General features: G+C 57.8%; 23 protein-coding genes and 1 pseudogene. 8 read left to right on the top strand and 16 right to left on the bottom strand.

Annotated elements, in window-relative coordinates; translation table 11 throughout:
• The first annotated feature begins 177 nt into the window (after positions 1-177).
• Complete coding sequence (locus Q7C20_RS13100) at positions 178-447, top strand: DUF6124 family protein (RefSeq protein ID WP_375067852.1); 270 nt, start codon at positions 178-180, stop codon at positions 445-447.
• 91 nt (positions 448-538) lie between these two features.
• Here the strand turns inward: Q7C20_RS13100 and Q7C20_RS13095 are convergent, their stop codons facing one another.
• The 4 genes from Q7C20_RS13095 to Q7C20_RS13080 all read right to left on the bottom strand — a co-directional run bounded on the left by Q7C20_RS13095 (position 539) and on the right by Q7C20_RS13080 (position 3,905).
• Complete coding sequence (locus Q7C20_RS13095) at positions 539-826, bottom strand: type II toxin-antitoxin system RelE/ParE family toxin (RefSeq protein WP_375067850.1); 288 nt, start codon at positions 824-826, stop codon at positions 539-541.
• Positions 816-1,055 carry a type II toxin-antitoxin system RelB/DinJ family antitoxin gene (locus Q7C20_RS13090; protein ID WP_375067849.1) on the bottom strand — a complete coding sequence of 80 codons (240 nt, stop codon included), beginning with the start codon at positions 1,053-1,055 and terminating at the stop codon, positions 816-818. Before Q7C20_RS13090 ends, Q7C20_RS13095 begins: the two co-directional genes overlap by 11 nt.
• 490 nt (positions 1,056-1,545) lie before the next feature.
• Positions 1,546-2,772 carry an MFS transporter gene (locus Q7C20_RS13085; protein WP_348054983.1) on the bottom strand — a complete coding sequence of 409 codons (1,227 nt, stop codon included), beginning with the start codon at positions 2,770-2,772 and terminating at the stop codon, positions 1,546-1,548.
• Between the two features lie 263 nt (positions 2,773-3,035).
• Entirely contained in the window at positions 3,036-3,905 is an 870-nt protein-coding gene (locus tag Q7C20_RS13080) for a DUF6216 family protein (protein WP_375067847.1), read from the bottom strand.
• A gap of 297 nt (positions 3,906-4,202) precedes the next feature.
• Between Q7C20_RS13080 and Q7C20_RS13075 the strand changes: the two genes are divergently transcribed.
• From Q7C20_RS13075 to Q7C20_RS13055, 5 genes are all read left to right on the top strand, one after another.
• Positions 4,203-4,457, top strand: coding sequence for a hypothetical protein (locus Q7C20_RS13075; RefSeq protein ID WP_375067845.1), 255 nt, complete (start codon positions 4,203-4,205; stop codon positions 4,455-4,457).
• A gap of 167 nt (positions 4,458-4,624) precedes the next feature.
• Positions 4,625-5,173 carry a cytochrome b gene (locus Q7C20_RS13070; protein WP_375067843.1) on the top strand — a complete coding sequence of 183 codons (549 nt, stop codon included), beginning with the start codon at positions 4,625-4,627 and terminating at the stop codon, positions 5,171-5,173.
• 43 nt (positions 5,174-5,216) lie between these two features.
• Positions 5,217-5,768, top strand: a complete 552-nt coding sequence (locus tag Q7C20_RS13065) for a tetratricopeptide repeat protein (RefSeq protein ID WP_348054975.1) — start codon at positions 5,217-5,219, stop codon at positions 5,766-5,768.
• Positions 5,769-5,829: 61 nt separating this feature from the next.
• Positions 5,830-6,327, top strand: a complete 498-nt coding sequence (locus tag Q7C20_RS13060) for an RNA polymerase sigma factor (protein ID WP_348055073.1) — start codon at positions 5,830-5,832, stop codon at positions 6,325-6,327.
• Positions 6,324-7,091: an anti-sigma factor family protein gene (locus tag Q7C20_RS13055; protein ID WP_375067841.1), complete on the top strand. Its 768-nt coding sequence runs from the start codon at positions 6,324-6,326 to the stop codon at positions 7,089-7,091. The genes Q7C20_RS13060 and Q7C20_RS13055 overlap by 4 nt, the downstream gene beginning before the upstream one ends.
• Before the next feature lie 52 nt (positions 7,092-7,143).
• On the opposite strand, the pseudogene Q7C20_RS13050 reads toward Q7C20_RS13055, so the two are convergent.
• The 9 genes and pseudogenes from Q7C20_RS13050 to Q7C20_RS13010 all read right to left on the bottom strand — a co-directional run.
• Positions 7,144-7,272: pseudogene (locus tag Q7C20_RS13050) on the bottom strand (transcriptional regulator); the annotation flags it as partial.
• 100 nt (positions 7,273-7,372) lie between these two features.
• Entirely contained in the window at positions 7,373-8,236 is an 864-nt protein-coding gene (locus Q7C20_RS13045; RefSeq protein ID WP_375067839.1) for a hypothetical protein, read from the bottom strand.
• Between the two features lie 107 nt (positions 8,237-8,343).
• Positions 8,344-10,272: a response regulator gene (locus tag Q7C20_RS13040; RefSeq protein ID WP_375067837.1), complete on the bottom strand. Its 1,929-nt coding sequence runs from the start codon at positions 10,270-10,272 to the stop codon at positions 8,344-8,346.
• Positions 10,262-11,125 (bottom strand): ATP-binding protein, encoded by an 864-nt coding sequence (locus tag Q7C20_RS13035; RefSeq protein WP_348054967.1) that lies wholly within the window; start codon positions 11,123-11,125, stop codon positions 10,262-10,264. Before Q7C20_RS13035 ends, Q7C20_RS13040 begins: the two co-directional genes overlap by 11 nt.
• Entirely contained in the window at positions 11,118-12,125 is a 1,008-nt protein-coding gene (locus Q7C20_RS13030; RefSeq protein ID WP_375067835.1) for an ATP-binding protein, read from the bottom strand. The genes Q7C20_RS13035 and Q7C20_RS13030 overlap by 8 nt, the downstream gene beginning before the upstream one ends.
• Entirely contained in the window at positions 12,116-12,520 is a 405-nt protein-coding gene (locus Q7C20_RS13025; RefSeq protein WP_348054963.1) for an anti-sigma regulatory factor, read from the bottom strand. The genes Q7C20_RS13030 and Q7C20_RS13025 overlap by 10 nt, the downstream gene beginning before the upstream one ends.
• Positions 12,517-12,879 carry an STAS domain-containing protein gene (locus Q7C20_RS13020; RefSeq protein ID WP_348054961.1) on the bottom strand — a complete coding sequence of 121 codons (363 nt, stop codon included), beginning with the start codon at positions 12,877-12,879 and terminating at the stop codon, positions 12,517-12,519. The genes Q7C20_RS13025 and Q7C20_RS13020 overlap by 4 nt, the downstream gene beginning before the upstream one ends.
• Before the next feature lie 2 nt (positions 12,880-12,881).
• Positions 12,882-13,733, bottom strand: a complete 852-nt coding sequence (locus Q7C20_RS13015; protein WP_348054959.1) for an STAS domain-containing protein — start codon at positions 13,731-13,733, stop codon at positions 12,882-12,884.
• 302 nt (positions 13,734-14,035) lie between these two features.
• Positions 14,036-14,446 (bottom strand): type II toxin-antitoxin system ParD family antitoxin, encoded by a 411-nt coding sequence (locus tag Q7C20_RS13010; protein ID WP_375067832.1) that lies wholly within the window; start codon positions 14,444-14,446, stop codon positions 14,036-14,038.
• A 209-nt stretch (positions 14,447-14,655) separates the two neighbouring features.
• Here Q7C20_RS13010 and Q7C20_RS13005 point away from each other — a divergent pair, with 209 nt between their 5' ends.
• Positions 14,656-15,558 carry a LysR family transcriptional regulator gene (locus Q7C20_RS13005; RefSeq protein ID WP_078741313.1) on the top strand — a complete coding sequence of 301 codons (903 nt, stop codon included), beginning with the start codon at positions 14,656-14,658 and terminating at the stop codon, positions 15,556-15,558.
• Here the strand turns inward: Q7C20_RS13005 and Q7C20_RS13000 are convergent.
• On the bottom strand, positions 15,550-16,308 hold the full coding sequence (locus Q7C20_RS13000) for a substrate-binding domain-containing protein (protein WP_375067886.1): 759 nt from the start codon (positions 16,306-16,308) through the stop codon (positions 15,550-15,552). The two genes, Q7C20_RS13005 and Q7C20_RS13000, sit on opposite strands and share 9 nt — an antisense overlap.
• Entirely contained in the window at positions 16,308-17,612 is a 1,305-nt protein-coding gene (locus Q7C20_RS12995) for an MFS transporter (protein ID WP_348054953.1), read from the bottom strand. Before Q7C20_RS12995 ends, Q7C20_RS13000 begins: the two co-directional genes overlap by 1 nt.
• 198 nt (positions 17,613-17,810) lie before the next feature.
• Between Q7C20_RS12995 and Q7C20_RS12990 the strand changes: the two genes are divergently transcribed.
• Positions 17,811-17,954 carry a hypothetical protein gene (locus tag Q7C20_RS12990; RefSeq protein ID WP_375067830.1) on the top strand — a complete coding sequence of 48 codons (144 nt, stop codon included), beginning with the start codon at positions 17,811-17,813 and terminating at the stop codon, positions 17,952-17,954.
• 125 nt (positions 17,955-18,079) lie between these two features.
• Here the strand turns inward: Q7C20_RS12990 and Q7C20_RS12985 are convergent, their stop codons facing one another.
• On the bottom strand, positions 18,080-18,472 hold the full coding sequence (locus Q7C20_RS12985; RefSeq protein ID WP_375067828.1) for a VOC family protein: 393 nt from the start codon (positions 18,470-18,472) through the stop codon (positions 18,080-18,082).
• Positions 18,473-18,602: the final 130 nt, after the last annotated feature.

Here is an 18,602-nt window from a genome sequence, read left to right as displayed (position 1 = left end):
GACCTCCATACGATTACAGGCCTTCTCTGCTGTGATGTTGTCTTATGGCGGCTGTGCGTGGGGCATCTTCGGGTGCGCCGGGTCCTGTATACCGGTCTGTCAACCCGCGCATAGCTGCCACCTAATCCTGTTTGACAGCAAGATGTGGCAGCTCCCATTGCATACAGGAGCTACACCATGGACACGACTAACCACGATTCTGATCCCGAGCTTTGCCCCCGCAAACTATTCCACGTAGGCACCGATGTCGGCACCGAAGAAGCCCTGACAAACGCCTCCGAAATCCTTTCGTTCGCACTTCAAACCGCCTATCAATCCGCCGAAAACCCGGACAGCTCGCAGTCACCCGTAATCATGGGCCTCGCTCAATTGATCGAGAACGCCCAGACGCTGGTGGACGCTGTGCTTGAGCGTGATTTCCCCACCGATACACCCGGCGAAAAATGACCTGTAGCTGAAACAAAAAAAGCCTGCCGAGCTCAACGCTCAGCAGGCTTTTTAGTTGTTTTTGTTTATGACAGGACCATCAAATTTACGACTAGCTCAATCGCTCAGATGCCTTCCGATAAACCTGATCACGCTCCCGTTTATCTACGGCCACCACAAACACGGTAATTTCCTGATCAATCACTTGATAAACCAGCCTGTAACCACTGCTACGCAGCTTGATCTTGTAACAGTCCGGCAGGCCATGCAGGCGGTTAGTTTCAACGCGTGGATTTTTCAGGATTTCCACCAGCTTCTTCTTGAGCTGCTGACGGACTGTGTCGCCGAGTTTTTGCCATTCTTTCAATGCGCGGGCATCAAAATCGAGGCTATAGGTCATCTATGGAAACCTTCACGCGCTGAGGAGACGCCAGTCGTTCGCGCACAGTGGCCATCAGGGCTTCATCTTCTTCAGTCATCAGCACCGGCTTGAAGGGCAACTGACCACGGTCTGCCACATACTGCAGCGCTTGGCGCATGAGTTCGGAAGGCGTGACGCCGAGTTTCTCCAGTTCGAGGTAGGCGCGAGCTTTCAGGTCGTCATCGATTCGAATATTTATGGAGGCCATGAAAGAATTCCCGGTGTAATGACATTTGTCATTACCTTGGATCAAGCCTGCATTGTTGGCAAGTACGTGTCGACGCATGGTCCTCATTTTCCGCCACGCCCTTCTGTGACCGCATCACGATATCCAGTTGGCATATGAACTCCTCAGCAAAGTGTCGCCACGCCAGCGACCTTTTTGAGGCTAGCTCAGCGTTTTGGGCAGACACGCTTCGTTCTGCGAATTCTGATTACAAAGCTTTTCCAAACTCCTGATTGCCGTGTGCTGGATCCGCACTTCAAACCGCCTATCAATCCGCCGAAAACCCGGACAGCACGCAGTCACTCGTAATCATGGGCCTGGCCCAATTGATCGAGACCGCCCAGACACTGGTGGACGCTGTACTTGAGCGCAATTTCCCCACCGATCCACTCGGCGAATGACAATCCTCATCTGAAACAAAAAAACCTGCCGAGCTCAACGCTCAGCAGGCTTTTTAGTCGTTACGGTCATCTCAGGCGGCTTGTGCCACCGCGCTATTACTCACATTACGCCCCAACACCAGCACCGTAACAAAACCAGCGCCGACCAAGGCCGTGGCCAAACTCAACAGCACCGAGGTGCCCATCTGGTCAACGATCCGCCCGCCAAAGAACGAGCCCAGCGCAATAATCACTTGGAACAACGCCACGAACAGCGGCATGCCGCGTTCGACGTCCTTGGGGGCTACCACAAACATCCAGATACTGGCGCAGGCCGGGAAGGCGCCGAAGGCAAAACCCCAGAGCGCGATCAGCATGGTTGCGCCGGTCAGGCCGGTGGCGAAGTAGGGGAACAGGGCGGTGCTGGTGCCGATCATCAGCGCGACCAGCAGCAGGGTGTACCGCACGCTGCGGTTGGCGGCGAAACCGGCGAATACGTTACCCGCCACCCCTGCCACACCAAACATCAGCAACAATGAACCAATGGTGGGGCCGTCGAAGCCGGAGCTGTTTTTGAAGAACGGGGCGACATAGGTGTACGCCGCAAAGTGCGCCAGGCCGATCAGCAGTACGGCGATCAAACCAATCCGCGCGCGTGGGTTGATAAACAAGGCCGGCAGGTCTCTGACGAGAATGGCTTTTTCCGGTTTCAGCGTTGGCAGCAGCAGAACTTGAGCCATTAATACGGGGATGCCCACCAGCGCGGTGACCAGAAACGTCATGCGCCAGCCCATCAGGCCGCTGAGCCAGGTGCCGACGGGCACGCCCAATACGGTGGCGAGGGTGACCCCCATCATGATGATCGAGGTAGCCTTCGCCACGCCGACGCCTTTGGGTGCAAGACGACCGCTCAGCGCGATCGCAGTGGCCCAGAAACCTCCGATGCTGATGCCCAGCAGCACGCGGCCGAACAGCAGCAGGCTGAAGTCGCTGGCGTATGCCACGACCATGTTGGCCACGATCATGATCAACGTCAGGCCGATCAACAGGTAGCGACGGTCCATGGCGCCAATGATCACCGACAACAAAGGCGCGGCGAGGGCGGCCATGATGCCGGGCAGGGTCACCATCAGGCCTGCATGCCCGGCGCTGATGCCCAGGTCGCTGGCGACGTCATTGAGTACGCCCACCGGCAGAAACTCGCTCGTCACTAGGGCGAAGGCACCCACGGCGACCGAGAGAATCGCCAGCCACTGCTGTTTGACGCTCTGCTGATTATGTTCGGGAAGGCCGCTAGGGGCCTGGCTGGCGCTTGGCATGGTGTCTGGTTCCAGGGTGAACGTCGCCTGTAAACAGGCGAAGGGGAGGGAATTTGGAGGCGATTATAGGAATCAGTGTTGAGAATCGGGCAGGCGCTCGTTTCGATAGTAATCATCAGTGCAATCGATGCGACGTTTCCGATAGGGCGCAATAGAGCGTTTGCAGGGAAAAATAACGCAGTTCATTCCAGCCCCCATAGTCTGGGGGCATGGTCATTTTTAACGAGGTGATCGCACTTCGTAGGTCAGAACGTATGCCGCTTTCAACCTTGAGGCACGTCTGTTTGAGCATTGCTGGCTTGCGTGGTCACTTGATCGTGGAGTTTTTTGGCCACGCCCAAGCGTGAGAGCTTGGTCAATATGCAGAAAACGGCAAATATGGAAAGGCAAGCTATAAACAGTAAAAACCCTTTTTGCTCCTTTAATCCAGCCTTTACATTGTCACGGTATGTGGGAGAAAGGAACAACGAACAGATAGTGTTAATGGTGTGCTCAGAGAAATCATCGTTATAGAATTTTTCCAAAGCGGTCGGTGATTTACACTCGTCGACAGAAAGCGTTTCGCTGGGCCAGAAGTGGAATTTTGCATTGTTCTCCGACAGATAAAACGACGGTACCTCTGGCGCATTTCGCAAAGAGACCATCAGGTAGCTGGAGTCTGCCAGCGGGGGAGTGACACTAATAATGGCAAGGAAAAATGCGCCCAAACCCAGGAACCATTGTTTTTTGACCGGGGAAACCATTTTTTCCTTAAGAGACAAATTATCAAAATCTCTCCAGTCGATATATTTTCTGATTCTGGACACGTCGCTATAACTGAAGTTGTTATCAGTGATCCATTTGTCGGCCTTTTCGGCATGCTCCAGGCTCAGTGCGGGAATGTTGAACTCGAACCGGTAGTATTCAACTTCGCGAAGGTTTCTGCGGGTGGTTTCATATTTTTCGTTTTCAAATACCGTCGATCCACCAAAAAATCGCCACATCAAATCACGCAGGAAAATCAGTGAGCCTGAGCGCGAGTAAATATATAAAACCAGGGCGCATATGGCGAACCCACTTAATAGTCCAATCAGGGCTGTGTAGTTTTGAAACGTCCACGTTATAAGCGTGTCGTTTAGTGCGGGTTGAGACATTGAGAGCATCCTCGGCTGAGTGTGCAGCAGGTAATAGTCAGGGTTTAGTTGGTCGGGCTAAATCTAATAAAAGCAGGCAAAAGACTCAAGTTTTTTGTTTGTGCTTACAGGTGTGAAGTTATAGTGGCGGCATGTAGTACGAGGACTACATTATGCATTCTTCTTTCGTACTTATGTTTGCGACGTCGGCTACGGTGGGTTTATTGCGGTGATTTATTTAACGCACTATCTTTTGGTTGCGAGTTAAATCGCTTTAAGTCGTAAGTCGAAATCTTTAAACCGCAAAGGAAGTGCCTAATGAGTACGAACACGAAAAAAACATCCGACAAGGTGGCCACCTTGGCAGGTGAAACGCTCAGCAATCCAACTGCATCGGCCATTGCCAAAAGCCTTGCCGCTTCAGCCTTGGCCCAGAGCGGCACCGATAAACAAACCGGTGCAGAGATGGAGGAAAAAGCCGGGAAAGCACTTCAGAGCGACAAATACAGTGAGGGGACAAAATCCCTGGCTGCCTCAGTGCTCTCCCAATCCAACAAAGAGCGCGGGGACTGAATTACCCACCTCACCATTGCATAAAAAGCCCCGCAGCAAAGCCAGCTACGGGGCTTTTCGTTACCTGCGTTCGGTGTATGCCAGATCAGCGGCATAAATAATTGGCGCCTTAGCGAATAACTTCACGCGTTGTGGTGTTCACCTCACAGACCCCCCAGGAAACGCCCATGAACACCACCGTCGCCCGCTACGACCGCCTGACCCGCACCTTCCACTGGTTGACCGCCGCCGTGGTGATCTTCATGTTCGCCAGCGCACACATCTGGGAAAACCTGGAGAAGGGCACGCCACTGCGCAAGGGCCTGCAATCGGTGCATATCTCCCTTGGCATTGCGCTGGCGGTGCTGATCGCTGCGCGAATTATCTGGCGCCTGTCCGGCGGCACTCGCATCAAGGCCGACAGTCACCCCACACTTAACCTACTGGCAAAAATGGCGCATGGTCTGTTGTACCTGTTGCTGCTGGCGCAAATCGTGTTGGGCTTTCTGTTTCGTTGGGCTCAAGGCGAGCCGTTCAGCTTTTTCGGGCTGTTTCCCATTCCGGCGCCCTTTGTGATTGATCACGAGTGGCGCGGCACCCTCGGCGGCCTGCATAACAATGTGGCGTGGGCGATCATCCTGCTGGCGGGGCTGCACGCGGTGGCTGCGCTGTGGCATCACTGTGTGAAGGGCGACAACACGTTGCGCCGTATGCTGCCCGGCGCGCTTCAAAAATGAATATTGCTGCTGTACTCCCCACTCGTTACGGAGCATGACTACCATGAAGAACCGCCAGGAACACCCGATTACCTACCGCACAGCGTTGCTGTTCGGTGCCTGTCTGGCTGCTGCGTTACTCGCAGGCCAGGCACGCGCTTCAGGCGATGAGTCAGCGCCGCCCAAGCCGAACTGCCCAAAAGGCCAGGTATGGGATACCAAGACCGGCAAGTGTGTGCTGCAAACCAGTAAAGCTACCTCCGACGCCGACCGCACCGATTACGCCTACCGTTTGGCCAAAGATGGCCGCTACGACGAGGCGCTCAGCCTGCTCGACACCCTGCAAAACCCGAACACTGCCAAAGCCCTGAACTATCGCGGCTATGCCACCCGCAAGCTCGGGCGCACCGATGAGGGCATCAGCTACTACCTGAAATCAGTCGCGCTGGACCCTAACTACGCTCAGGTTCGCGAATACCTCGGTGAGGCTTACGTGATCAAGGGCCGAGTCGATTTGGCCCAGGAACAACTGGTGAAAATCAAAGCCTTGTGCAGCACCACCTGCGAGGAATACGAAGACCTGGCTGAAGCCATCGCCGCTGCGCCGCAGGCCTGAAAAAACATGTGTGAAAGGGCAGGGTGCAGCCATCATCAGAGAGGCTGAGTTTCGTCGCGAGTTGGGCCTGATGTTGCCGCGTTTATGGCGATACGGGCTGGTGTTGTCGCGACAAAAGCATATGGCCGAAGACCTCGTGCAAGCCACCTGTGTACGAGCGCTGGAGCGTGCCGGGCAGTTTGCAGCCGGCACGCGGCTGGATCGCTGGCTGCTGGCGATCATGCATTCGATCTGGCTCAACGACCTGCGCTCGCAGCGTGTACGCCAGGGGCAGGGCTTTGTCGATGCGGAGCAGGAACTCTCGTTTGACGGGGAGAGCCAGGCTCAGGACCATGTGTTGGCCGCACAGGTGATCAAACGCGTGAACGGGCTGCCGGAAGCGCAGCGGGAGACAGTTTTTCTGGCGTACGTGGAAGGTCTTTCATACAAGGAAATTGCCAAGGTGCTGAACATTCCGATGGGTACGGTGATGAGTCGGTTGGCGGCTGCCCGTCTGAAGCTTGCAGAAACGCTGCCCTCCACAGCCCATCCGGCAAAATCCAACGGAGAACGGCGATGACCCACACTAATGCACCGTCGGATGAACTGTTGGTGGCCTATCTGGACGGTGAATTGGCGGCAGAACAGCACCAGCTTATCGCCGATCAGATTCAAACAAACCCTGACCTGGCCGCACGCTTGCAGGCATTGCACTGCGCCGATATGCCATTCAAGGCGGCGTTTGACTCGGTGCTCGACCAAGCTCCCACTGAACGTCTGCAAGCGATGCTCAAGGCGTTGCCTGCGGTGCAAACCAATACGTTTAGCCGACGCAGCTTTCTGGCCGTCGCCGCAAGCTTTACAGTGGCTGGTGTGGTGGCCGACCGCCTGTTCATGGGCTGGCCCCACACAGAGTCCGGCCAGGGATGGCGCGCTTCAGTCGCTGCATACATGGCCTTGTACACGCCGCAAACCCTGGAAAACCTCAGCGTCGATCCAGCCTCTCACCGCGCGCAACTGAACTCTGTGGGTTCGCAGTTGGGTCTGCCGTTATCCCTCGAGTCCGTGTGCCTGCCCGGCCCCGAGTTCCGGCGCGCACAGATCCTCGACTATGACGGCATATTGATCGGCCAACTGACCTACCAGGACCCGCGCCACGGCCCCTTGGCGCTGTGCATCACGGCGAGCAAAAAGGGCGCGCAGCCTATCGCAACCGAACAACGCCGTGGCATGAATGTGGTGTATTGGTCCAATCCATCCCACGGGTTCATGCTGATTGGCAGAAATGCTTTTGAGGAGTTGCAAATCATGGCTGGCAGCATCGAGAAGACGCTAGTGAGTTGAAGTGTTCTGCGGCGCCCGCCAGGAAATTGAGTCGGGAACACAGGCATTGTCCTCAGGCAGGCTTTACCGGTTTGATCAGGCTTTGCGCCGGTATTCCAAACATCTCATGCAGTTTTCAGATCATCGGCAGAGTGAGCGCGCGCTTTCCATTGAGCACTTCATACACCCGATATGACCCTCCTCAAACTGCACAAATAACCGACAGATATTGATGACTTGATATTTATCCGGCAATGCAAGCCAACCGGTACGGCTGGCAACGCTTGCCGGCAGTTCCTGCGTCACTGCGCTAACACCAGCTCCAACACTCGATTCCGTCCGCCTTCCGCCAACAAGTACCTGCCGTCTCCTATCCGCACAATCGACTGCGGCGCCTTCAAAAACGACAAAATCGTCTGCTGACGACCCTGCGGATCAATCAGCAGCAGCCGTGCGCGATGGGTTGAGTCTTCATTGACCCACAGCCCGCGCTCATCGCACATCAGGAAGGTTGGCTTGTTCAAACCCTCCAGCACCACCGGGTCGCGGTGGTCGTCGGTCAATTCACGCACCACGCCTTTTTTCTTTTCGGTGTAGAGCATCCGCCCATCGGTACAGCGCGCGATGGACTCGCCTTCGTACAGGGTGTCGCGCAGTACGGTGAGGCTTTGATCGCTCCAGCGATAGCGCAGCAGCCGTCCGTTTTCCTTGCGGTCTTCGATGGCGTAGAGATCGTCACCCTCGCCCCAGAGGCCCTGTACGTTTTCACCGCGAAACAATTCAGTGACCACGCCATCCTTGAGAAAGCTTACGGGGGCGTCGCTGGTTTCCTGGCTGAACACCCATCCGCCGCGCGTAGCGAACATGCCGTCAGGTTTGGAAAGGTTGGCCACGACGACTTCGCGCGCACCGTCGAGGTGAATACGCACGATGCTGCCTTTGGCATTGTTGAGTTCCTGACTGACCATCAGCGAGCCGTCCGCCAGTGGCATCAGTGACGCGGCTTTGGGCACATTGCGGTGCACCACCTGAACCTTCCAGCCTGCGGTGGCCCTTACAGGGTAAAAGCTTTGCCAGGCAAAAAAGCCCAGGGTGGCAACGCCAAGCAAGCCAAGTGAGGCCAGCGATGTTCGCAGGGGGCGGTTTTGTTTTAGAGTGTGCGTCATCGATCAGCGCCAGCAGTCATTCGGGTAGGGTTGAGCGCTGACAACCCTACCAAGCACGCCGCAGAATTTCACCCCGTGACGCCGCCCATGTCCCCCTTTGGCGTTACCTAAAAACGCCGCTCCAGGCCCCGTCGAATCTTCTCCAGCAGCTCGTCAATATGAAACGGCTTGGCGATCAGGTCCATCCCTTCGCCCAGGAAGCTCTGCCGGTTGGCCGCGTTTTCCGCGTAACCGGTCATGAACAGAATGGGCAAGTCGATGCGCAATGCCCGGGCAACATCTGCCAGCTCGCGGCCGGTCATGTACGGCAGGCCCACGTCAGTCAGCAACAGGTCGATGGACGGGTCGGCCTGCAAGATGCCAATGGCTTCATCCCCGTCTGCCGCCATGGTGCAGCGGTAACCGGCGTCTATCAGTACTTCTGAAACAAAGCTGCGCACCGATGGCATGTCTTCAACGATCAGCACGTGCTCGCCGCTGCTCACACCCGGCGCCGCCACGACGTTGGTCACTGGCGCGATGGCAGGGCCGGCAGCAGCGGGCAGCATGATGGTCACTTCGGTGCCCTGGCGCGTGACGCTGCGGATCTGCGCGTCACCGCCGGACTGGCGGGCGAAACCATAGATGGTCGACAGGCCCAGACCGGTTCCCTGGCCCACGGGTTTGGTGGTGAAGAACGGATCGAACACCTTGTCGATCACGCTGTGTTCGATACCCACACCGTTGTCGCGTACCGACAAGGCGATATAGGGGCCATTTTCCAGCTTGAGGTTGCCGTTGGAGTAAGCCGGGTAAGTCGTGACCCAGATAATGCCGCCTTGGGGCAGCGCATCCCGGGCATTGATCACCAGGTTGAGCACTGCGCTTTCCAGCTGAATCGGGTCGACCATCGCCACGGCCGTACCTGTGGTCAGCTCCAGTTTCAATGCGATGTGTTCGCCGATGGTGCGCACCAGCAGGTCTTCCAGCGAGCGGACGTGCGCATTGATGTCAACCGGCCGCGTATCCAGTGGCTGTTGCCGCGCGAAGGCGAGCAAACGGTTGGTCAGCGCGGCGGCGCTCAGCGCTGAACTGAGCGCTGCGTCGGCATAGTGGACGACCTTGTCGGTACGCTCGGCTTCGATGCGTTTTTTGATCAGTTCCAGGCTGGTGATGATGCCGGTGAGCAGGTTGTTGAAGTCGTGGGCAATGCCGCCGGTGAGTTTGCCCAGGGCGTCCATCTTTTGCGCCTGCAGCAACTGCGCCTCGGTGCGCGCCAGTTGAGTGGTGGCGTTGGCCAGCTCAGCCTGTTGATGGCGCTCGCGATGGCGATGCTCGGTGACGTCCTCGACAAACACCAGGCTCAAATCAGTGCGGTTGTAAGGTGAGATCTGCCATTCGGTTTCGCGCAGCTGACCCGCGACGTTCATTTGCAGCGTGCCTTTCCAGCGCTCGCCTCCCGACAGCCCGAGGCACATCTCGGAGAGGACAGCTTGCTGATCGTCAGCAAAGCATTCCTGCAAGGCATCGGGGTTAAGGTTGTCGAGGATCAGTTGAGCAAAGGCGTGGTTGCATTCGTGGACCTTCAGTTGCGCATCCATCACGGCAATCGGGGCGCTGATGTTGAAGAAGATCTCGCGAAAACGTGCCTCGCTCTCGCGCAGGGCGTATTCGGTGTCGCGCACCCGCAGCAAGGTGCGCAGGGTTGCCAGCAGCACGTCCGGGTCCACCGGGTGAATCAGGTAGGCATCGGCCCCCGCGTCCAGGCCGGTAATAATGTCGCCGGTCTCGATGGACGCCGCCGACACATGCACCACGGGCAGCAGTGCCGTGGCGGGATCGGCGCGCAGTTTACGCACGATATCGAAACCGCTCATGTCCGGCAGGTTGACGTCCAGAATCAGCGCATCGACTTTTCCATGGGCAATCTGGTCCAGGCCATCCTGGCCGGTGCCGGCTTCGCTGACAATGAAACGATGGCGCTCCAGTCGGCGGCGCAAGGCGTAGCGCGTGGCGGCGTTGTCGTCGACGATCAGCAGCTGGATATCACGATTCATCGACGTTCTCACTGGCAATGGACAGAGGAATGATCACGTAGAACATTGAGCCCACGCCCGGCGTACTTTCCAAACCAACCCGTCCACCGAGCAATTCGGCGAAGCGCTTGCACAATGACAGGCCCAAGCCGGTACCGCGCAAGCGTTTTTGCAGGGGAGAGTCGATCTGGGAAAAATCTTCGAACAGGTTCTTATGCAGTTCCGGTGCGATACCCAGCCCGGTGTCGTGCACCGCGAAGCGTATTTCCTGCTCGCCGAACATGCTTGCCGAGACGCGAACCTCGCCTTGCAGCGTGAACTTCAGCGCATTCGAAATGAAGTTGCGCAGGATTTGCGCTAGCTTCTTGTCATCGGTGTACAGGCGCGGCAGGCCAGAGGGTTCTTCGAAAATCAGGTCCACGGAAGAACCATCGACGATGGGCCGGAACATCCCGCGCAGGGCCGAGAACAGGTCAAGCATGTCGAACCAGGCGGGCGAGATGTTGATGCGCCCGGCTTCGATTTTGGCCAGGTCCAACAAGTCATCGACCATTTCGCGCAGTTCGCGTGCCGAGCTGCGGATAAAGCCGACCTGGGTGTGCTGCTCGGGGCTCAGCGGGCCATCCAGTTCATCCACCAGCAGGCTGGTGATACTCAGGATCGAGCCCAACGGCGTACGGAATTCATGGCTCATGTACGACAGGAAGCGGCTTTTCAGGTCTGACGCCTGGCGCAGTTGGTCGGCCTGCATGTCCAATTCGGCATACAGCGCCAGCACGCCCTGGTTGGTCTCGTCCAGTTCAGAACGCAACGCGTCCGCTTCCTGGCGAAGTTGTTGCACTTCCTTGACGAGCGAGGCAGTGGATTCAGACATCAATAGCCTCCAGGGCGATCACGAACACGGTGACGTCATCCCGGCCGCGACAAAAGTCACGGTGCAAAATGGCGGCGATCAGGGCGGGGTGACGATAGATGAGCCCGGAATAGTCCGACAGGTTCCAGCGTGACTGCAGGCCGTCGCTGTACAGAATCAGCAACTGATCGGCCACCTCATCGTAGTCGAAGGGTTGTGCCTTGCGAAACTGCACGCCGACGATGCCGGGGTGTGAGGCCAACCCTCGTGACTTGCCAGGGCTGATGAGGTTGCCGCCAATGTTCCCTACGCCGGTAAAGCGCAGTCGATCCTTCCCCGCGTCGTATTGGACGATGGCCATGGCTGCCCCGCGGGTGCCGGTCATGTTGATGTGCATATCGTTCATCAACACCTGGGCATCAAGAAACGCTTCTTTTGCGAACACTTCTTCACCGGCCCGGGCTGCACGTTCTGCATACTCACCATGGCCCAGCCCGTCAGCCATCATCACGCTGAATCGGCCAGTTTCGATCGCCAGGTGCCAGGCGTCGCCACAGTACGGATCGTTGTGCAGCGAGTGCTGACTGACACCATAGCGAATGTCTTTCACCGCGCCTGAACGTGGCGTCAGCCTGGCCAGAATTGCCGTGCCACGCGAATCGGTGTAAGCATCGAACACCTGAGCTACGCGTGAAATCGCCCCCAGCCCTATGCCTTGGGTACCGCCCGTGGAAAAACCGTCCACCAGGCCGCTGCTGATATCAAAACCTTGCCCACGGTCGACAGCTATCATCTCGACCCCGCCGTTGCCCGTGGCCCGCAGGTGCAGTTCGCCATGGTCAGCGTGTTTGAGAATATTGCTGGCAAGCTCGGTGGCAACCAACGCCACGCGCCCCGCGTCGGTCTCATCGAAACCCAGGTTCTCGGCCATGTGTTGCGCCGTGCGCCGGGCGTGTCCGACCTGGCTGACGTCTTCAATCAACAACACGTGCGTCAACGCGCTGGGAATATTCAGGACCATCGTGTGATCGTCACGCGGGTACCCTGGCCTGGCACGGTGTCCAGTTCAAACTCATCCACCAGGCGCTTGGCGCCGGTTAACCCCAGGCCCAAACCGCCGCCGGAGGTCCAGCCGTCGGTCATCGCCAGCTTGAGGTCGGGAATGCCCGGCCCTTCATCTCGAAAGGTCAGGCGTATGCCGGCGCGGTGGTCTTTTTCGATCACCGCCCAGTCCATGTAGCCGCCGCCGCCATACACCACAGTGTTACGGGCCAATTCGCTGACGGCCGTGACCAGCTTGGTCAGGTCGATCAGCCGCATGCCGCATTCCTGCGCCAGTTTTCGCACCAATTGTCGAGCCAGCACAACGTCCTGTTCAATAAGCACGGGGTGCGTGCCGTTGCTGGCTTGGGTCATGACTGTTCTACCCGTTCGCGCAACAGTTTCATGCCACGCTCGACATTGAGCGCGGTGGCCACCCCGGGCAAGGTCATGCCCAGCTCCACCAGGGTGATGGCGACAGCTGGCTGCATGCCGACCAGTACGGTCTGGGCATCCATGATCCGCGACAGGCCGGAAATGGTGCCGATCATGCGACCGATAAACGAGTCGACCATGTCCAGCGCCGAAATATCGATCAATACGCCACGCGCCGCCGTGCGGCTGATGCGCTCTGACAAGTCGTCCTGCAGGGTCAGCGCGAGCTGGTCATGCATGTCGACCTGAATGGTGACGAGCAAAAAATCGCCCATTTTCAGAATAGGGATGCGTTCCATGCTTAAACCGCCTTGGTGACAGTGACACCCAGGCGCTTGAGGGCCAATGCGAGGGCGTCGGCGAGATTCGCTTTGGTGACTACGCCTTGCAGGTCCAGGCCGAGGTGAACGATGGTCTGGGCAATTTGCGGACGCACGCCACTGATGATGCAGTCAGCGCCCATCAGGCGAATAGCCGTCACGGTTTTCAGCAGGTGTTGGGCCACCAGGGTGTCGACAGTCGGCACGCCAGTAATGTCGATGATGGCAATTTCGGCGCCGGTGTCGACGATGCGTTGCAGCAGCGACTCCATCACCACTTGGGTGCGTTGTGAATCGAGGGTGCCGATCATCGGCAGGGCGAGTACGCCGTCCCACAGTTTCACCACCGGGGTGGAGAGTTCCAGCAGCTCTTCCTGTTGGCGCTTGATCACCGACTCGCGGGATTTCTGGAAGGTGCGGATGGTGTGCATGCCCAGCGCGTCGAGCAACTCGGAGATTTCCCACAGTTGTTCGGCCAATTGCTCAGCGTTGTTGGCGTACTCGCGTTGTAGCAGAGCGAACAGCGGGCCTTTGAGGGCAAAAATAAAACTGGCGGTCTGTTGCGAGTCCTGGCCGGCCAGTGCGCGGCTGTGGGACAGCTTCTCGAGGAATGTACGGGTTTCTGCCCAGTTTTCCTGATGGGTGTTTTGCGAGCCGTTGTTCTCAAGTGCGCCGGTCAGCAGGCTGAGAAACTCGCCGGTCTGGCGTTTGACTTCATCATCTTTGAGGTTACGCGTGGCGCCTGTAGCTTCCTGGCTGGCTACCCATTCGGAGAGCAGGGAAGTGCGATTGTTCAGCAGAGCCTGGATCGTAGTCGCTTGCAGAGTTGCCACAGATAACCTCCTTGAATGTCTTAGATAAACTGCGTGCAATTTATACTAAATCGCGCCGATTTAACGGGTTTTGAGGGTTTTTGTACCAAACCTTGTCAAAGATCGGGGCGGCGCCAGCCTGGGGTTCCGCGTGTGGATAGAAAAGGGTTGTTCACTCATCGTTCAGCGGTGCGACCAAACGCGCTCAGTCACCCTCATTGTGTAAAAAAGCTGCGTAATTCTGGCCGCCATCGCCATGTAGTCTTCAAGGGCATCGAGTTGAGCCAGCGCCTCCGGTGAAAAGGCTACCGAATAGCTCATGGCTACTTGGTGCCTTTTCGTTGACGTTTGGCAGCCATGTGCTCGCGAACTTCCCCGGCGGACAATGCCCGACCTGGGTCAGCCTTGAGCGCCACAGCCGCGGGTATCACTTCATCGCGCAACCAGTCTTCCATCGCGCGATCGCGTGCCAGTAACGCCCTGAGGCCGTCGCGTATCACTTCACTTTCGCTGGCGTATTCGCCGGAGGCGACCTTGGCTTTGACCAGTGTCGCCATCTCTATGGGCAAGGTAATGCTCATTTGCTGGGTTGAGCGCATGTTGAAGTCCGCAGGCGTTGGGTAGGATTCAATCCTACTCGACCATTGCCGTGACGCAAGAAGCAACTGATCGATGCCGATATCCGGCGTCTCATCGTCGATCCAAAAAGGATGAGGGTTCTGGCACATTTCCATGATTATCGTGTTCTTCCGGCGAGTGGGTCAGGCCGCAAGTATTGACGCTATCTCGCGCCAGCGTGGCTCAGCCAGACAGATAACCCGCTGATATGTATGACTTCATATTAGTAGCAGGGTTATTAACTCAAACCGACACCCGCGCGCATGGCGTACCACTGCCGCGCAGACGATAATGCCCCCCACATCGACCACCCTGGCCAACCCTCGTGATCATCAATTTCGACCTCAACGACCTCCAGGCCTTTCGCGCCGTGGTAGACAAGGGCAGTTTTCGCGGCGCCGCCGAGGCCATCCGTATCTCGCAGCCGGCCCTCAGCCGGCGTATCGAAAAGCTTGAATCGGCCCTCGACGTGAAGCTGTTTGAACGCACCACGCGGCGGGTCAGCCTGACCATGGTCGGGCGCGCGTTTCTGCCGCAGGTGGAGCGTATGCTCGATGACCTCGACGTCGCCTTGATGGGCATCAGTAACGTGGCGTCCACGCGCATGGGCAATGTGACCATCGCTTGCGTGCCGTCCACCGCGTACTACTTCATGCCCCACGTGATCTCCGAATTCCACAAGCTGTACCCGAAAATTCGCCTGCGCGTGCTGGATGCCAGTGCCGGTGAAGTGTGCAATGCGGTGGAAAGCGGCGAGGCGGATTTTGGTGTGAGTTTCAGCGGCAGCCTGGCCGATGAAGTGGAGTTCGAGTTGCTCTTGCAGGAACGCTACGTGCTGGCCTGTCGCCGGGATCATCCGCTGGCCGAGCGCGAGAGCGTGACCTGGGCCGAGGCGTATGAGCACGACTACATCACCGTGGACAAAACCTCCGGCAATCGTTTCCTGCTGGACCAGGCGTTGCGTGGCGTGCGGGTGAAAAAACCGAGCATTTGCGAGACGCACCACGTGACCACAATGATCGGGTTGGTGGAGGCGGGCCTGGGCGTGGCGATGGTGCCGTCGATTGCGATGCCGGCCGGCACGCACCCGATTCTTGTGAGTGTGCCGCTGGTGGAGCCGCAGGTGATGCGCAACGTGGGCTTGATAAAACGCCGCGGGCGGACACTGCCGCCAGCGGCGCTGGAGTTGGAGCGGTTAGTGCGCGAGATGCCGTTTCGGTCAGTGTGACACCGAGTCCAGGCCGGTGGATTGCACCACCGGTTGCGCCTCGGGCGAGGCCAGGAACTGCAGCAGCGCCCTGGCCTGGGCCGGGTGTTCGGCGTTAACCGGTATACCCGCCGCAAAGCGCGTCACCGACTGCACGTCTTCCGGGATTTTGCCGACATAGGTCACGCACGGCACCGGCAGCAATTCTGCGACCTGTTGCAAGCCCACCTCGTAATCACCCTTGGCGACCACCGAGGCCACCGGGATGCGTTCGATCATGTCGCCCTTGGCCGGCATGCCGAGTTTCTTGAACAGCTCTTTCTCGACATACACACCGCTGGCGCTGTCCGAATACGCCACGGATTTGGCCTTTTGCAGCACGGCTTTCAATTCGGCGTCAGTGCCTATCGCAGGTTTCGCCGCGCCGTCCTGAACCACCAAACCGATTCGCGAATCCGCCAGTTCCACGCGCGAAGCCTTGTCGACCTTGCCCTGTTTGATCAAGTCATCCAGGGCGTAGCCGACCATGATCACCACGTCGGCGTGTTCGCCACGGGCCAGGCGGTTGGGAATTGCTTCCGGCGCCTTGCCCATCGACGGGCCGAGGATAGTGTCCAGGGTGTCGCCGCTTTTCTCGGTGTACTGCGGGCCGAGCAATTTATACGCAGCGGTAAAGCCGCCGGACGTCATGACCTTGAGCTCTTCTGCCTGGGCCGTCAGCGCAAGGGCGCCGAGGGCCAGCGCCGTGAAGGTGTTGATCAGCGGCTTTATCACACGGCCCCCTGGATCACCTGGCCACGGGTTTTCGCATTGCGATACAGCGCCAGGGTCGAGCAAAAGGCGCACAGCGCGGCGAACATCATCCAGTAGGCCGGCGAGGCCTTGTCTTCGGTGATGTGAATGAACCAGGTGGAGATCGCCGGGGTGAACCCGCCGAAGATCGCCGTTGCCAGGCTGTAGGCCAGGGAGAAGCCCGCCACGCGCACTTCCACTGGCATGATTTCGGTCAGTGCCGGGATCATCGCGCCGTTGTACATGCCATAAAGGAAGGAGAACCACAGCAGGGTTTCCAGCATATGGCCGAAGCTCGGCGCGTTGACCACAAATGACAGCGCCGGGTAGGCGGTGATCACAGTCAAGGCAGTCATGGCGATCAGCATCGGCTTGCGGCCGAAACGGTCACTCAACGTGCCGCCGATCGGCAGCCATACAAAGTTCGACACGGCGACCAGCAAGGTCACGAGCAGGGCGTCCGAGGTACTCAGTTGCAACACGGTTTTGCCGAAGGTCGGCGCGTACACGGTGATCAGGTAAAACGCGGTGGTGGTCATCGCCACCATCATCATGCCGCCAATCACCACGGTCCAGTTCTTCACCAGCGTGGCCAGCACTTCACGCATAGTCGGGCGATATGTGCGGTTGGCGAACTCTTCGGTTTCCTGCAGGTTGCGACGCAACAAGAAAATGAACGGGATGATCACGCAACCGACGGCGAACGGAATGCGCCAGCCCCAATCGGCAACCACGGCCGGTTCCATCCACACGTTCAGGCCGTAACCCAGTGCAGCGGCGACTACGATGGAGATCTGTTGGCTGCCCGATTGCCAGCTGGTGTAGAAACCTTTGCGGCCCGGGGTGGCCATTTCAGCCAGGTAAACCGACACACCGCCCAGTTCCGCGCCTGCCGAGAAGCCTTGCAACAGTCGGCCCAGCAGCACCAGCGCCGGCGCCCACAGGCCAATAGTGTGATAACCCGGAACGAGAACGATCAGCAGCGTGCCGCTGGCCATGATCGACAGTGTCACGATCAGCCCTTTGCGACGGCCGACGTCATCAATGTAAGCACCCAGAATAATTGCGCCCAGCGGGCGCATCAGGAAGCCGGCACCGAAGACGGCGAAGGTCATCATTAATGACGCAAATTCATTGGCGGCGGGGAAGAACGCGGCAGCGATATAGGTGGCGTAGAAACCGAACAGAAAGAAGTCGAACTGTTCGAGGAAATTACCCGAAGTAACGCGGAAAACCGCACCAACTTTGGAACGGGCAGAGGCGGGCCGGGAAGGGCTAGTCATGGTTTTGTGTCTCCAGCGTTCTTTTTAAAGTGCTTGTTTCGCTTAAGACCGCCGATAGTGGCTGACACATTTAGAAATGATAAGTGAGTAATTTGGATGTATTGATGCGCGCAGGCTATCAATCGCCAGGCTCATCAAAATAACCGCTGCTGTTCTATGCTTGAAGGTGTGACCAAATCTTACGGATGGGAAGTGACAATGGCTGAAGAACAGAAGCGCCGTGATGAGCCGGAACGTGAGCAACCCCGGCGGCATGAAGAAGAAAAACCCCAGACCTGGAAGCACCCGGACGACGGCACGGAGCTGTCGGAGCGCGACCAGGAACGCCCGCTTAAACCCTGATATACCGGGAACACTCGGTTAGAAATGTGGGAGCGGGCTTGCTCGCGAATGCAGTGTGTCAGTTAGCCTATTTGTTACTGATACACCGCATTCGCGAGCAAGCCCGCTCCCACATTTTTTTCCACTCAGTTCTGAATCGGCGTACACAGCTCCACCAGCGTCCCATCCGGGCAACGCACATACGACACCACCTGCCCCCAAGGCTTGGTACTCGGCGGCGACAGCTCTAGTGCGCCATCTTCAAGTGCTTTTGCATGCGCAGCAACCACATCCTCAGTCACAAACCCCACCTCCATTCCCAGCGGTTGCCGTGAGGCGTGCGCCTGCACATGCCCGCCCTTGAAATTCATCTCACCCAATTCATGCGCGGCAAATGAAAGGGTCGTATTGCCGGTTTCCAGCTCTCCATACGTGCCTGATTCATGCAGAAAACGACGACTAAAGCCAAAGGCCTTTTCGAAGAATGCCAGCGACGCCGCAACGTCCGGCACGTAGATGATGGTGTAGGCAAATTTCATGAGTCAGCCCTTTCAAGGTCTTTAGATACAACAGGTGATAAGTACCCTGTGGCGAGCGGGCTTGTCCCGCGTTGGGTTGCGAAGCAGCCCCAAAACCAGCGCCCGAAGAATGCCTGACTCACCGCATTGT

Source organism: Pseudomonas sp. AMR01, assembly GCF_041946035.1.
In the GTDB taxonomy this organism is placed as follows: Bacteria; Pseudomonadota; Gammaproteobacteria; order Pseudomonadales; family Pseudomonadaceae; genus Aquipseudomonas; species Aquipseudomonas antarctica_B.
This window is presented reverse-complemented; position numbering and strand designations above follow the sequence as displayed.

Excerpts from the sequence above, each read along its gene's own strand:
- Q7C20_RS13100 (WP_375067852.1), top strand. The coding sequence starts at position 178 with ATGGACACGACTAACCACGATTCTGATCCCGAGCTTTGCCCCCGCAAA.
- Q7C20_RS13095 (WP_375067850.1), bottom strand. The coding sequence starts at position 826 with ATGACCTATAGCCTCGATTTTGATGCCCGCGCATTGAAAGAATGGCAA.
- Q7C20_RS13090 (WP_375067849.1), bottom strand. The coding sequence starts at position 1,055 with ATGGCCTCCATAAATATTCGAATCGATGACGACCTGAAAGCTCGCGCC.
- Q7C20_RS13085 (WP_348054983.1), bottom strand. The coding sequence starts at position 2,772 with ATGCCAAGCGCCAGCCAGGCCCCTAGCGGCCTTCCCGAACATAATCAG.
- Q7C20_RS13080 (WP_375067847.1), bottom strand. The coding sequence starts at position 3,905 with ATGTCTCAACCCGCACTAAACGACACGCTTATAACGTGGACGTTTCAA.
- Q7C20_RS13075 (WP_375067845.1), top strand. The coding sequence starts at position 4,203 with ATGAGTACGAACACGAAAAAAACATCCGACAAGGTGGCCACCTTGGCA.
- Q7C20_RS13070 (WP_375067843.1), top strand. The coding sequence starts at position 4,625 with ATGAACACCACCGTCGCCCGCTACGACCGCCTGACCCGCACCTTCCAC.
- Q7C20_RS13065 (WP_348054975.1), top strand. The coding sequence starts at position 5,217 with ATGAAGAACCGCCAGGAACACCCGATTACCTACCGCACAGCGTTGCTG.
- Q7C20_RS13055 (WP_375067841.1), top strand. The coding sequence starts at position 6,324 with ATGACCCACACTAATGCACCGTCGGATGAACTGTTGGTGGCCTATCTG.
- Q7C20_RS13045 (WP_375067839.1), bottom strand. The coding sequence starts at position 8,236 with ATGACGCACACTCTAAAACAAAACCGCCCCCTGCGAACATCGCTGGCC.
- Q7C20_RS13040 (WP_375067837.1), bottom strand. The coding sequence starts at position 10,272 with ATGAATCGTGATATCCAGCTGCTGATCGTCGACGACAACGCCGCCACG.
- Q7C20_RS13035 (WP_348054967.1), bottom strand. The coding sequence starts at position 11,125 with ATGTCTGAATCCACTGCCTCGCTCGTCAAGGAAGTGCAACAACTTCGC.
- Q7C20_RS13030 (WP_375067835.1), bottom strand. The coding sequence starts at position 12,125 with ATGGTCCTGAATATTCCCAGCGCGTTGACGCACGTGTTGTTGATTGAA.
- Q7C20_RS13025 (WP_348054963.1), bottom strand. The coding sequence starts at position 12,520 with ATGACCCAAGCCAGCAACGGCACGCACCCCGTGCTTATTGAACAGGAC.
- Q7C20_RS13020 (WP_348054961.1), bottom strand. The coding sequence starts at position 12,879 with ATGGAACGCATCCCTATTCTGAAAATGGGCGATTTTTTGCTCGTCACC.
- Q7C20_RS13010 (WP_375067832.1), bottom strand. The coding sequence starts at position 14,446 with ATGGAAATGTGCCAGAACCCTCATCCTTTTTGGATCGACGATGAGACG.
- Q7C20_RS12995 (WP_348054953.1), bottom strand. The coding sequence starts at position 17,612 with ATGACTAGCCCTTCCCGGCCCGCCTCTGCCCGTTCCAAAGTTGGTGCG.
- Q7C20_RS12990 (WP_375067830.1), top strand. The coding sequence starts at position 17,811 with ATGGCTGAAGAACAGAAGCGCCGTGATGAGCCGGAACGTGAGCAACCC.
- Q7C20_RS12985 (WP_375067828.1), bottom strand. The coding sequence starts at position 18,472 with ATGAAATTTGCCTACACCATCATCTACGTGCCGGACGTTGCGGCGTCG.